General features: G+C 39.2%; 9 protein-coding genes. 4 read left to right on the forward strand and 5 right to left on the reverse strand.

What is annotated here, in order from left to right; genetic code table 11:
• Positions 1-153: 153 nt before the first annotated feature.
• A complete protein-coding gene (locus H4J59_RS14180; RefSeq protein WP_182240392.1) occupies positions 154-2,865 on the reverse strand; it encodes an SLBB domain-containing protein in 2,712 nt (903 codons plus the stop codon).
• 561 nt (positions 2,866-3,426) lie between these two features.
• On the opposite strand from H4J59_RS14180, the gene H4J59_RS14185 reads away from it, so the two are divergent.
• The 4 genes from H4J59_RS14185 to serA all read left to right on the forward strand — a co-directional run bounded on the left by H4J59_RS14185 (position 3,427) and on the right by serA (position 8,392).
• Complete coding sequence (locus tag H4J59_RS14185; protein ID WP_182240394.1) at positions 3,427-4,962, forward strand: peptide MFS transporter; 1,536 nt, start codon at positions 3,427-3,429, stop codon at positions 4,960-4,962.
• Positions 4,963-5,443: 481 nt separating this feature from the next.
• The gene (locus tag H4J59_RS14190) at positions 5,444-6,082 is read left to right on the forward strand and encodes a 5-formyltetrahydrofolate cyclo-ligase (protein ID WP_259369537.1); all 639 of its coding nucleotides are present in this window, start codon (positions 5,444-5,446) and stop codon (positions 6,080-6,082) included.
• A 314-nt stretch (positions 6,083-6,396) separates the two neighbouring features.
• Positions 6,397-7,053, forward strand: a complete 657-nt coding sequence (rpiA, locus tag H4J59_RS14195; RefSeq protein WP_182240396.1) for a ribose-5-phosphate isomerase RpiA — start codon at positions 6,397-6,399, stop codon at positions 7,051-7,053.
• Positions 7,054-7,162: 109 nt separating this feature from the next.
• Positions 7,163-8,392: a phosphoglycerate dehydrogenase gene (gene serA / locus H4J59_RS14200; protein ID WP_182240398.1), complete on the forward strand. Its 1,230-nt coding sequence runs from the start codon at positions 7,163-7,165 to the stop codon at positions 8,390-8,392.
• A gap of 270 nt (positions 8,393-8,662) precedes the next feature.
• Here the strand turns inward: serA and thrC are convergent, their stop codons facing one another.
• The 4 genes from thrC to H4J59_RS14220 all read right to left on the reverse strand — a co-directional run bounded on the left by thrC (position 8,663) and on the right by H4J59_RS14220 (position 14,786).
• Positions 8,663-9,949 carry a threonine synthase gene (gene thrC, locus H4J59_RS14205; protein ID WP_182240400.1) on the reverse strand — a complete coding sequence of 429 codons (1,287 nt, stop codon included), beginning with the start codon at positions 9,947-9,949 and terminating at the stop codon, positions 8,663-8,665.
• Between the two features lie 58 nt (positions 9,950-10,007).
• Positions 10,008-10,982: a homoserine kinase gene (thrB, locus tag H4J59_RS14210; RefSeq protein ID WP_182240401.1), complete on the reverse strand. Its 975-nt coding sequence runs from the start codon at positions 10,980-10,982 to the stop codon at positions 10,008-10,010.
• Complete coding sequence (gene thrA / locus H4J59_RS14215; protein ID WP_182240403.1) at positions 10,982-13,438, reverse strand: bifunctional aspartate kinase/homoserine dehydrogenase I; 2,457 nt, start codon at positions 13,436-13,438, stop codon at positions 10,982-10,984. Before thrA ends, thrB begins: the two co-directional genes overlap by 1 nt.
• 619 nt (positions 13,439-14,057) lie before the next feature.
• The gene (locus H4J59_RS14220) at positions 14,058-14,786 is read right to left on the reverse strand and encodes a M48 family metallopeptidase (protein WP_182240405.1); all 729 of its coding nucleotides are present in this window, start codon (positions 14,784-14,786) and stop codon (positions 14,058-14,060) included.
• Positions 14,787-14,921 lie beyond the last annotated feature (135 nt).

Below are 14,921 nucleotides of genomic sequence, written 5' to 3' on the forward strand. Positions count from 1 at the left end.
AATAGCTTTCAGATTGTTTGTCTGTTTGGCTTTACCCCACTATTTTTTGTATTCGCTGTACGGTTGACGGACTAAAGTCCGACCTACAAAACAATCGCCTAAATTTACATTATCACCCGTAAGCTCTTGTAGGTTGGACTTTAGTCCATCAAGTTAAATACCGTTTATTGCTGCCACTGCTACAGCCGCATTATAAATAATTTGTGTGGCTGTTGACCATAATGTTAAATCATTCATGTATTCAGAATCTAATGGCACTACAATGGTATCGCCTGGCTTTAATCCCGCATCTTCTGCGCCAGCAAACCAGTTACTTTCTTCAACCATTTTAATACTACCACTGGCCGAGATAATGTAAATACGCTCGGCGTCAGCACGTTTTTTAATACCACCACTTTGTGCTAGATAGTCTTCAGTCGACATTGCATTGTCATATAAGTGTGATGAGCCCACCTGAACTTGGCCAATAACATTAATTGAGTTGTTCTTAGTTGGCACATAAAGTACGTCTCCGCCCTCTAGTAACACATCATTATCATTTAAAGCCATTAAACTGGGTAGATTAATCACTAAACGCCCGACTGGATCTAGATTGGTAATATCAGCCAGTAGTTTTTGGGCATCATCGTAAGAAGCTGAAGCACCTTGTTCAGTTAACGATTTAGAGGCCATTTCAATACGTAGGTCACCAGCAAGCTTAACTAGATTTTGCTTTTCAAGTTCTTTTAACTTTAAGCGGGTAAACACTGACGCGTCAGGGTGAGCATATTGGGTTAAACCGCCGGCTTTACTGACTAAGTCAGCTAAGGTTTCACCACGACGAATGGTATATTTGCCAGGAAAGACAAACTCACCGCGTAATTCAACCACATGATTTTCACTCCAGGCCGGAATTTTATGTACATTCAGTCGATCTTTACTTTGCAAAGCAATATCGAAAACTTCATCTCTTTTTAAAGCTAAGCCTAGGTCGACATCTAAAGAAATTTTTGTCGCACCTGACGCGGTAAGTTTATTGCGAGTAACCTCTGCTCGTGCTAAGTAAGCAGATTCTTTCACGCCACCGGCGGCGGCTAATAAATCACTCACTTTTGCATTTTTCGCTAGCGGATAAACACCAGGAAATTTAACTTGGCCATCTACTTCAATCAGTTGAATGGGTTGGCCAGAAGCACCTTGTTGACGTAGCTTTGTTAGCACTGGCGCTAACAAACGAGGACGAGAAAACAAACCCATTTCACGAATATCGACTTCCTGATCTACACTATCATTGGTCATCTGCACTAAAGATTGATTGACGAAACGCTCTGTTTTTCGGGTGTATGTTGCATATTGTGATGAACTGCCACCATATTTGTTCCAAAACGATTTCTCTTTATGTGACGTTTTAGCCTGCTGTCGCTCTTTGGCAAAAAGTTGCTCTTGGGTAAAAGCCAATTGGTCTAATGATATTTTTTCATCCAACTGTTTAGTCACATTAGCAAATATCAACAGTTTGTCGTTAGGTAATAAAACAAGATTATCAACTGGGTTAGGTGTTGATTTATTAACCGCCTTGGCTAAATTAAATTGTAATACTTCAATATTTCTGGCTTGGTCTTTTTGACGCACAATTAAGCCGTAACTTAAATCGGCAGAAGGCAAGATATGAGAGTCTAAATTAGGCAATAAATCAGCTACTTTAAGACCTTGTTGCCATTGATATTTGCCTGGGCGTGTTACGGCACCAATAACGGTAATTGACTGATCATACATACCCGAGCTTTTTAACACCCGAATATAGTCACCGCTTTTCAGTAATTGTTTACGCGCTTGGCTATCAGTTAAGTCAATATTAATAATGCTAAGTAAGCTGTGTTGATTATAGCGTTCTACCATGGTTGATTGCGGATAGGCAGACGGTAATAAACCTCCGGCCATTGCAATAATTTGATTGAAGTTATCACCAGCCTTTAACTCGTATATAGCCGGACGCCTAACTTCACCCCGTATTGACACATTTTTATTTTGAGTTGGAATGAAAACCACATCGCCAGATTGCAACAAAATGTCGCTTGAAGAGTCGCCGTGTATGAGCAGGTCATATAAATCAACGGTTTGTACTATTTTGCCCGCGCGTTTGACTTCAATATTGCGTAATGAGCCAATATCGCTAACCCCACCAGCAGCAAAAATAGCGTGCGTAACACTTGAAAGTGAACTTAAGATATATGGGCCTGGTTTGTAGGCATCACCTAAAACAAAAATACGCATAGAACGTAACTCAGCTAAACTGACCACCACGTTTACACCTATAATGCGTTGTTGAATTCTTTCCGCTAGAAATTTTTTCATTTCAGCAAACGCTAAACCAACCACTTTTATCGGTCCAACATCCGGAATAAGTATATTGCCCTCGCGTGTTATCGGCAGTATGTACTCGGCATTTTCTTTACCATATATTTGTATCGACAATTGGTCGCCAACGCCTAATATATAGTGATTAGGAATAGCGATGTCCATAGTAGGGGTAAAGGTGCTGGGCGCATTCGAAAAAACGTCTATACCAAACCTTGTTAGTGGCTTAAATAATTCAGTGTCACTTTCAAATTCAATAACCTCGGCTTGCTCTACCACATTATTTTCAACTGTAGATCTTGGCACAACGGGTGTAGATGATAATTGTGTTTGTTGGTTACTACCCGATATTTGCCCCATAACCGCATCAAGATCAACACCCATGCTTTGCGCTAATGCCTGCTGCTGAGATTTAGGTAAGTTTTTAAATTGCTCTATTTGCTGCTGGCTAATTTGCGCCGCGATAGCATTAAAAGAGAATGTAAAAGCTACCAAAAGGCTTGTCAGTAGACGGATAAAGTGAATCATTGGCGCGTGTTTTTCCTGTTTATACGGATGGGACAGAAATCACCCTCAATCAAAAGTTAATTTCAAGTAAATTAAGGGTTAATAAAAAGTGATTCTACCAGTAAGTTTACTTTGATTAAAGTAACTTTTTAAGTACAATCCATTTTATGTTACTCATTAAGATATAAGAGATAACTGTCAGTTATCTGCCTAGCGTGGTAATGATGCTTGGTTTTAATGACAGCTTATAACTGATCACGAAATAGCTATCTCTTCAAACTTATGACTATTTTAATCGGTGTGGCTGATATGCTGACGTCTGGTCTACAAGTGCCCTTTAGCTTTTAAACTTGCTTGCTGATTTCAGTGTCTTGGTGTGAAATTCAATAGACTTAGTATAACTTTACATTAATTAACATAGAGATTAACCGCGCTTACTTGCCTTTCGATGCTAGCAAAGGTATAAAGCGGGTTGATTAATAAAACTTTTAATTTATCTAAGCACGTTCAACCCGATATATATTCATGTTGAAACAAGAATAATTTTAAACCGTGTTTGGTATTACCTATCGAGGATTTTATATGAGTATCCCAAATTCAGAGGCTTTTTACGGCCATCCGGGCGGGTTGAAAACACTTTTCGTTACAGAAATGTGGGAACGCATGAGCTATTACGGCATGCGCGCATTGCTTGTTCTTTTTATGACCGCAACCTTACAAGAAGGTGGCTTAGCATTAACTATTGCATCGGCAACTGCTATTTATGGTTTATATACAGGTACCGTCTATTTTATGGGCTTACCCGGCGGTTGGATAGCAGACAGATTACTGGGTGGGCAAAGAGCGGTTTGGTATGGCGGCATGATCATCATGTTTGGCCACATAGTTTTAGCTATCCCAAATGACAAAACATTTTTTATTGGTTTGATCTTAGTTATTTTAGGTACAGGTTTATTAAAGCCTAATATTGGCGCTATGGTTGGCCAATTATATAGTGAAAATGATAAGCGCCGTGATAGTGGTTATGCTATTTACTACATGGGCATTAACTTAGGCTCTTTCATTGGCTATTTAGTTTGTGGTTATTTAGCTTCAGATTTTGGTTGGCATTATGCCTTTGGTGCCGCAGCAATAGGCATGGCAGCAGGCCTTATTCAATATAAAATTACGACACCAAAATTAGAAGGTGTTGGCGCAGAACCGGTTGCACCTTTATCAGCAAAAGGTCAACGCACTAGCTGGATAATTATAGCGGCTTCGCTAGTTGCCATTGCAGTGGTCACTGTTTTAACCTTTGAAGGCATTGTGGTGATAGACCCCATTGCCACAGCACAATATGTTGCGATTGCATTTACCTTAATTTTTGTGGTGTATTATGCCATTATTTACTTTTTTAGTGACTTAACCGGTAATGAAAAGAAAAAACTTTGGGCACTACTATTAATTTGTATTGCTTCCGCTTTTTTCTGGTCTGGCTTTGAACAAGCCGGCTCATCATTAAACTTATTCGCTCGTGATTACACTGACCGTATGATAGGTTCGTTTGAAATTCCAACGGCATGGTTTCAGTTCTCTAATGCTATGTTTATTGTTTTGCTATCACCTTTTTTCGCCGCATTTTGGATTAAATTAGGTCAAAGAATGGTTACACCTGCATACGGCATTAAATGTGCTGTTGGCTTAATTATTATGGCAAGTGGCTTTATTGTAATGTTTTTTGCCGCACAATATGCAGCCAGTGGCTTACAAGTTGCGCCCGGTTGGCTAATTACCACTTACTTTTTACACACAGTGGGTGAGTTATGCTTAAGTCCTATCGCCTTAAGTGCGGTAAGTAAATTATCACCGAGAAGATTTGCTGGCCAAATGATGGGTGTATTTGTTTTAACCTATTCAATTGGTAATATTATTTCTGGTTTGCTTGCTGGTAATTACGATCCAAACAACGTTGAACAAATTCCAGCCTTATATATTCAAATCAGTCTATTTAGTATTGGTATTGGTATTATTATTTTACTCATTGGCTTGAAATCTAGATTCTGGGAAGCGTTAGAAACAGAAGAACAAGATGACACTTCATCGCCAGTTAAAGGTAAAAGCACAACATCGACTGCATAATTATTTTGAATAATTAACAGTAAAAATAGCCAACTAGATGTTGGCTATTTTTTTGTCTATGAAAATTGTTTAAGCTGTCAGTAAAATATTAGAGTTATAGTTAATAAAATTTTTTGTAGGTCGGACTTTAGTCCGTCAACCATACAGCGAATACAAAACCTACTGGCATAAAACCAAACAGACAAATAAACTGAAAGCTGTTTTTCTTTAAATCTGACAGCTAAAAACTTCAAACTGAGCGCTGTCTTTTAAAACCTGTTGGACTAAAGTCCAACCTACATCGAGCATACGGGTGATATATAAATTTAAGCGATTGTTTTTGTAGGTCGGACTTTAGTCCGTCAAGCTTACAGCGAATACAAAACCTAGTAAGATAAAACCAAACAGACAAATAAACTTAAAAATATTTTTCTTTAAATCTGACAGCTAAAAACTTCATGCTGATCGCTGTCTTTTAAAACCTAATAAGAAAACGCTATTGATGATGTCTACACGAAATGAAATAAGAAAATCACTTAGAACTAAACGCCAAAGTCTTAGTGAGGTTGAGCAACAAGAGTTCTCCGCTGCATTACTCATTCAACTCAGTGCCCGTAGCGATGTGCTAGCGGCAAAAAATATTGCGCTTTATTTAGCCAATGACAGTGAGCTTGATGCTATGCCCTTTATAAAATGGTGTTGGCAAAACAACAAAAAGACCTACTTACCTGTTATTCACCCTTTTAGTCATGGGCAGTTATTATTTCTCCATTATGATGAAAGCAGTGTTATGAAAGAAAATAACTATGGCATTTTAGAACCAAAACTTGACGTTCGTTTGATTAAAGCTATCGGCGAAATAGATATTATTTTTACCCCCTTGGTTGCGTTTGACCCATTAGGTAATCGTTTAGGCATGGGCGGCGGATTCTACGATAGAACCTTATCATCCTGGTATCAGCAATACCGCCACCAGAATCAACCGCTTGACGTTACACCAAGCAAGTTAACAAAGCCTTATCCAATAGGCTTAGCGCATGACATCCAATTAATAGACGCCATTCCTGCACAACTGTGGGATATTCCGTTACCTGAGATTATTACGCCAACCAGACAATATAAGTTTGATATCCATAAATAAAAGCTAATTAACTCGATACTCTTGTTATAATACTGACCATAGTTAGTTAAGTGATAGCTGTCAGTTTTTAGCTATCAGCTTTCAGTTAGTTACTACAGACATAGTTAAGAGATAGCTGTTAGTTTTAAGCGGTCAGCTTTCAGTAAGTTACTACAGACATAGTTAAAATATAGCTCGAAAACTTCTTTTGATTTATAACTACCTCTTACTGAATGCTAATCACTTATTACTTTTAACTGATCACTATATTTTACTGACAGCTGACAGCTTAAAACTGATAGCTAATAATTTTTTTTATTTAAAACAGGCCTATTATGACTCAAGATGACATGAAAAAAGCGGCAGCAATAAAAGCCCTAGACTATATCAAAGCAGATACCATTGTTGGTGTCGGTACTGGCTCAACGGTAAATCATTTTATCGACGCTCTTGCTACCATTAAAGATAAAATTATTGGCGTAGTGTCAAGCTCTGAAGGCTCAACTGAGCGTTTAAAATCATATGGCATTGAAGTGTTTGAGCTTAATAACGTTGACGGTATTGATGTTTATGTTGATGGCGCTGATGAAATCAGCCCTCACATGCATATGATCAAAGGTGGCGGTGCTGCCCTTACCCGCGAAAAAATTGTGGCTGCGGTGGCAAAAACCTTTATTTGTATCGCCGATGACACTAAGCAAGTGCCTATGCTAGGTCGTTTTCCATTGCCGGTAGAAGTGATCCCAATGGCGCGCAGTTATGTCGCCAGAGAACTGGTAAAATTAGGTGGTGACCCAGTTTATCGCCAAGGGGTTATTACTGACAACGGCAATGTTATTCTTGATGTACATAACTTAAAAATAATGGACCCTAAAGCATTAGAAAACAGCATTAACGCTATTGTTGGTGTTGTGACTAATGGCTTGTTTGCTAATCGTCCAGCAAATGTCTTAATTATCGGCAGTGCAGAGGGTACAAAAATAATAAAATAACACTTTAGAGTTTATACCCTATATGGTATTTTAGGTATCTAGCCATCTAAAAGCTTATTTGAAATATATTTAAGTACATCAATGTTTGATCGAGAGAAGATAAACTATCATGAGCAACAATTCACTAGCAAAAGACAAGATTAAGATACTACTTCTAGAAGGTGTTCACCAGAGCGCCCTTGAAGAGCTGAAAAATAAAGGCTATTCAAATATTGAATATATTAAAGCCTCACTTTCAGAAGCAGAGCTAATTAAGAAAATTGCCGACGTGCATTTTGTTGGTATACGTTCTCGCACTGACTTAAATAAAAATGTTTTAAGCCACGCTAAAAAGCTGGTTGCTATTGGTTGCTTCTGTATTGGTACCAATCAAGTAGACAAAGCCGCAGCGCAATCATTTGGTATCCCAGTATTTAACGCGCCATTTTCAAATACCCGCTCGGTCGCTGAGTTAGTATTGGGCGAAACATTATTATTATTACGTGGTATTCCAGAAAAAAGTGCCCAAGCACATCGTGGTGTTTGGAATAAATCAGCTACGGGTTCAGTTGAAGCCAGAGGCAAAACCTTAGGCATTATCGGTTATGGTCATATTGGTATGCAACTTGGCATACTAGCCGAAACTTTAGGGATGAAAGTTCGCTTTTTTGATATTGAAACTAAACTGCCTTTAGGCAATGCCAGCCAAGCGCCGACTATGACTTCATTATTGAAAGAAGCAGATGTTATTAGTTTGCATGTACCTGAAACGCCACAAACCAAAAATATGATGGGTGCGGCAGAATTTGAGGTCATGAAACAGGGTGTTATCTTTATTAATGCTTCGCGCGGCACTGTCGTTGATATTGATGCCTTAGCTGAGGCATTAACCAGTAAAAAAGTGGCTGGTGCAGCAATTGACGTATTCCCGGTTGAACCTAAAAGTAATGACGATGAGTTTTTTAGCCCGTTACGTGCCTTTGATAACGTAATTTTAACGCCACATATTGGTGGCAGCACTAAAGAAGCGCAAGAAAACATTGGCCTTGAAGTCGCAAGTAAACTTGCCAAATATTCAGACAATGGTTCAACATTATCGGCGGTTAATTTTCCTGAAGTATCCTTACCTGGCCATATTGGCACCAGCCGTTTATTACACATTCACCACAATAGGCCTGGGGTGTTAACGCAAATTAACCAAATGTTTGCCAAACTCAATATCAATATTGCCGCTCAGTATTTACAAACCGCTGACCAAATTGGCTATGTAGTTATTGATATTGAAGCTGAAAATAGTAAGTTAGCCTTAAAAGAATTAAAACAGATTGATGCAACAATCAGAGTAAGATTATTAAACTAATATCACCGCTGATTTGAAAAACTAAAAAGCCAAAGAAAATATTCTTTGGCTTTTTTATTTCTGCTGCCGTTTACGCGATATCACACTATGTTAAGTGCCTAACTTGGCAAGCTAAATACCGATTTACAGTGACTCACCGTAAAAATTTACTTACCTCACAGCGACTTGATCTCAGCTACTTGACCCCAGCCTTGCTATACTTTCTGTAGAAAAAGGCAGTAAAAACTGCCCTTTAACACTAGCCTGATCTTACACTAACGAACGCAGTAACTAATTGAGTAAGTAGGCTCTAAGTTCAGCAAAGTCAGTTGAACTTGTGGTTGATAGAATAGTTTCACTCGCACAATCGGCAAGCTCTTTTGGCAAGCCTATCGGTTGCCCTAAGGTACTTTCAACAATATCTTTAAATTTCGCTGGATGCGCGGTACCCAAAAATACACCAAATTCAGTATCAAGGGCATTATATTGCAGCGCTCTATAAGCAACCGCCGCATGAGGTTCACTGATGTAGCCAAGTTTAGCCAGTTGGATCATCGCCATTTGTGTTTGCTCTTCATCAATTGATACTGAAGTGACACAGTCTTGCTCAACTAATCCCGCTTTTAACATATGCTCTATACGTGGCCAATTATTGGGGTTACTAACATCCATGGCATTAGAAATGGTTGCTACCGTTTCATGAGGTGTCCATTCGCCAGTTTTTAAATAACGAGGCACGGTATCATTGGCATTTGTGGCGGCAATAAAACGCTTAATAGGTAAACCTAAGGCTTTAGCAAAAAGTCCGGCGGTAAGGTTACCAAAATTACCACTGGGAATAGCAAAAACAATATCGCTAAGTGCATCAGTGCCTTTTTGGCGATAAAGTTGTGCAACCGCTTCAAAGTAATAACAAATTTGTGCCAACAAGCGACTAATATTAATCGAGTTAGCTGAATTTAACCCAATAGCCTCTTTAAGCTCTTGATCATCAAAAGACTGTTTAACAAGCGCCTGACAATCGTCAAACGTGCCTTCTACCGCAATAGTACGAATATTACCGCCTAGGGTAGTAAACATTTTTTCCTGTAATAAACTTATTTTTCCTTTCGGATATAAGATCACGACATCAATGTTGTCAATACCATGAAAAGCATGTGCCACGGCAGCGCCAGTATCACCAGAGGTTGCGGTTAAAATAGTGACTTTTTTACCTTCACCAAACGCTTGTAAACATTTGGCCATAAAGCGAGCACCAAAATCTTTAAACGCCAGTGTGGGTCCGTGAAATAATTCTAGTATGGCTCTACTTTCACTAATAGGCTGTATTTGCGCTGGAAAATTAAAGGCGTCAGTGACAATTTCAGTTAACTGCTCTTCGGTTAAATCTTCACTAACAAAAGGGTAAAGTACTTTAACGCTACGCTCAATCATCGGCAGTGCAAGTAAGGCTTCAATATTATCAAAACGGGGTAATTCTTCTGGAAAAAACAAGCCTTGATTACGCCCTAAACCTTGCTTTACCGCGCCAGCAAAACTGACTCGTTCATCGTTTTCTTTTAAATTATAAAATTTCACACTCAATTCCTATATAGGGTTTAATCTCGAGGTTTAAAGCAACAGATATTATTGCTCTTTAAGGTAAACTCACTGCACCTTGAGTATCGGCTTGGCAAACATGAACAAATCCTTCACTGCTGCCGTTAGCTGATGTTTGTAAATAATTGTCGTTTAACCAGGTAGCAAATTCTGTCGCTTTTGCTAAATCGTCTGTGACACAAAAAAGCGTTGGCCCAGAGCCAGAAATGCCCACAGCCAAACAGCCCTGCTGTGTTAAATAACTTGCCGCTTCGCTGTAGCCAGGTAAAATTGATTTTCGATAAGGCTCAGCAACCACATCAGTTAATACGGCAAAGGCTTGCGCTTTATCAGCGCGATGACAAGCATCAACAAATGTGGCGAAATTCTGCCCAAAACTGATCAAGTCAGCACGAGAATAAGTGTTTGGTAATATATCTCTTGCCGCTTTGGTTGATATTTCAATGCCTGGATATGCCATGACAAAATAACAATCTTGAAATGGCGGTAAATTACGGGCAATGATATCGTGGTCGGGCACCATTAGCTGCATACCCCCTAAAAAACATGGTGCAACATTGTCGTAGTGAAGGCTACCACTAATTTGTGCTTCCATCTTTCCCATCATTTTTAACAACGCTTGCTTTGAAAAACTAAACTGATGGTACTTTTCATAAAAAGCATTTAAGCCGGCAATAGCTGCCACCACTGAACAGGCGCTAGAGCCTAATCCGCTGCCCACTGGCATACGCTTATCTAAGCTTATTTTTACTTCAACACTCGCCTGTTTACTGGCAAATAATTCTTTATTAAACAAGAGTAAACACTGCCAAACAATATTTAGCTTAACATCACTGGGTAACTTATGTGCAAAATCACCGGTAACCGTTAATTGATCGCCATCATTACTAGGGCTAACCGTCACTACATCACCCAATAATGTGCCATCAATGGGTTTAACCGCTAAACCTAAAACATCAAAACCGACATTAACGTTGCCAATTGAAGCAGGTGCAAATACTGAAACGCTCATTAGTCTTGTTGCTCCCATGCTAATGTTCTTAATAAATCACCAAAAACACCGGCAGCAGTTACCGCAGCGCCAGCACCATAGCCCCGTAAAACGAAAGGTAATGGTTGATAATAGCGGCTATGAATCGCTAAAGCGTTTTCGCCATCTTTAACACTATATAAAGGATGTTCTTTACCGACAGCTTCGATAGTTACCTGACATTTCCCTTCAACGATGTTACCAATGTACCTAAGCACTTTGCCATCAGCTTTTGCGAGATTAATTCGCTCAGCAAAGGCCTGATCTAAGGTAGGTAAATTACTCATAAAGGTGTCTACGTCGCCACTAGCGTCAAATGAGTTAGCCAACACTGGCTCTATTTCAATGTCGTCTAGTTCTAACGCCATACCCGCTTCTCTGGCCATAATAAGCAATTTACGCGCTACGTCCATACCGCTCAGGTCATCACGCGGATCAGGTTCAGTAAAGCCTTGTTCTTTGGCTAAATTAGTTGCTTGAGATAAGGTCATGCCCTCATCAAGTTTACCAAATATATAGGATAAAGAGCCTGATAACACACCTTCAAAGCGCACCAGTTCATCACCGGCTTTTAGTAAGTTTTGTAAGGTATCAATCACAGGTAAACCTGCGCCAACGGTTGTTTCATATAAAAATCGACGGTTAGTTTTTTGTGCTGCTGTTCGTAGTGCTTGATAATACTGCCAAGAGTCGGTGTTGGCTTTCTTATTGGGCGTTACCACATTAAAGCCCGCTTCTAAATAATCTACATATTGCAATGCGAGTGCTTCATTAGATGTACAATCAACTAATACGGGGTTAATTAAATGATTTTGACGCACAAAGTTTTTAATGTTGTCGACATTAACCGTCACAGGTTGTTGTCTTAAGTTTTCCTGCCAATTTGCCGCATCGATGCCTTCACTGTTAAATACCATGCCTTTACTATTAGCTAAGCCATAGACTGTTAGTGAAATATTGTCTGTGGTCAATTTTGCCTGTTGGCGCGCTATTTGAGCAAGTAACTCACTACCTACCACACCACAGCCAACTAAAAATACATCGATAGATTTTTTGTGTGAGAAAAAGTTTTGATGACTCACTTTCATGGCATCAGTGCACTTTCTACTTTCGATAACGACAGAAATACTACGCTCTGACGAATCTTGCGCAATCGCAACCACATTGACTCTGGCTTGTGCCAATGAAGCGAAAAATTTTGCCGCTACACCTTGCTGATGATTCATACCATCGCCAACTAACGACACAATCGACATTTCAGGGGTTAATGATAACGGCTCTAGTAAACCGTTTAACAATTCCAATTCAAATTCTTCTTGTAGACTTCGCTCTGCTTTAACGGCATCAGACGAGTAAATACAAAAACTAATACAATATTCGCTTGAAGATTGACTAATTAAAATTAAAGAAACATTTTCACGACTCATAGTAGCAAAAACTCGACTTGCCATACCTACCATGCCTTTCATACCAGGGCCGGAAACATTCACCATGGTTAAGTCATCTAGGTTTGAAATCGCTTTAACCCGCTTTTGCTGATCATTTTCATTAGCAATTAAGGTGCCTGGCGCGTCAGGATTACCGGTATTTTTAATTAAACAAGGGATATGGTACTGAGCAATCGGTCCAATCGTTTTAGGGTGTAAAACACTGGCGCCAAAATAAGACAGCTCCATCGCTTCTTGGTAGGACAAATAATCTAATAATTGCGCTTCTTTGATTAAGCGAGGATCAGCATTATAAACGCCGTCAACATCAGTCCAAATTTCGCAATACTCGGCGTCACTACAAACCGCTAATACTGCTGCAGAATAGTCTGAGCCATTGCGGCCTAAGGTGGTTATATTACCAAGGCTGTCAACACCGATAAAACCAGGCATAAGCGCAATAGTATTGAGTTCGTTATATACATGTTGAAACTTTTCTTTACATAACACCAAGTCAGCCACTGCATTCATAGCCACATCATTAGTGCGTAAAAATTTTTCGGGTTCAATAATACTCACTTCAATGGCGTCAACTGACAGTACCGATTGCAACAAGGCCACACTTAACCGCTCACCAATACTGATAATACGCGCACGTATATGTTCAGGACAAAATGACAGTAATGTGGCGCCATGCAAATATCGACTTAACTGATGCTCCCAAGTCGCTAGTACTTGCTCGCTATGTAGCGGGCAAAAACTGGGCAATGTTGCCGATAAGTCGTTAATAATATTTTCAATTGCCTGTTTAAAATGCAGTAAGTCACTTTGCAACTTTTCTTCATTGGAAATATTCTCTGCCATCGCTACAAGATGATTAGTGACGCCCTGAGGCGCAGAGACAACAATAGCAAGACTAGAAGACTTACTTTTATTTTTGATGATATTTGCCACTTCAATAAAGCGTTGACCTGAAGCCAAAGAGGAACCACCAAATTTTAATACACGCATTTTTACTCCTAAACCCTAAAACAAAAAAAGCCCGTAACCTTATAGGTCACGGGCTTTATAAAATTGACAAATTCTACACGTTAGCCGATGACCACCATTCCGGTGAGGGTGGTAGTGATAATAATAATAATTCGGCTAAGTAGAATATTCATAGGCTATAAAGTGCCTGATAAGGGTTTTTCTGTCAACTGATTTTTATGAATAAAAAAAACTAATATATGTATAAAAGTAAGGTGGATTGAATATTTGTATAAAATATTCATCTAGCAGCCCTGTTTTTAATTCAGCAGCTGTGATTAGCACTGACATTTTTGTGCTTAATAAAGGTCATCTTAGACGACTCATCAAGTCTTCAAGGCGCCAATACTGTTTTATGTGGGCGACACAAAAACTGACGTTACAATGAGATAACAGGCGATAATTTACACTCAAAGTATTTTCTCCCTGCTCAGCTAAAACAGAAAAACACCCTCAGCAATAATTTTATTTTTTGCCAACATAATTAAAGCAGGATCCTACAGTAAAAAATTAACATCATGCTATTGTCCCGCTTGCCTTTAAAATTAAAACTTGTCTCAGTCGAAAAAAGTATAGTCACCACAGTGCGGTATTTAAACGACTACGACCACTGTAGATAAGCCTGGTGTGTTTGCACCCAACGCTTGGCACTTTGATATTCTGGATAATGCTCGGCCACTAATTGCCAAAATTTTGTCGAGTGATTCATGTGCTCCAAATGAGACAATTCATGAATAATAACGTAGTCAATCACCCAAGTAGGCAGCATTTTCAATAAATAATTAAAACTCAACTCGCCGCGGCTATTACAACTTCCCCAACGTGCTTTGTATTTTCTCACTTTAAATGACGAGGCATGCAGCGACATTTGTTGTGAAAAAATCACAAGATTATGCTCAATGTAATCTTCAACACTGGCTTTAAACCAAGATTCGATTTGCGATTTTATTTTTGTGCTAACAATAGCTGAGTTTAGAGCGTGGGATTTATAGCGAGGGTTAAGCACTACGGTTAAACTTTGTGCTAACTTATTGTGCATAACATTTTTCTGACCAAAATCAATCAGTACGCTATGAGGCAAACCATCAATATATAGGCTTGGATGCTTACCTAGCGTTTCATCAGAAAATTGCAGCGTAAAATGAGGGCTCAGCACTATACTTTCTTTTTGCTCGGCCACTTTTTGCTGCAACCACGGCAATTTAGCTTGTATAAGCTGCTCAACATAAGTTGTTTTAACAAACCTTGGCGCTCTAACAATCACTTTTGCGTTACTGACTTGTAACGCAATAGTCTTTCGGCGCGAACTACGTATCAGCTGATATTCCAAAACGCTACCCTAAGACATCAACTTATATCAAGTTAAGTGGGTGTCTTTATTAGTCAACTTGCGATAAACAATACTGTCATATTATAGTCATATGATGGCCATATGATAACTCAGTAAACTTTAGCTCAAAAGAGT

It is taken from the genome of Colwellia sp. MB02u-10, from assembly GCF_014077185.1.
In the GTDB taxonomy this organism is placed as follows: domain Bacteria; phylum Pseudomonadota; class Gammaproteobacteria; order Enterobacterales; family Alteromonadaceae; genus Cognaticolwellia.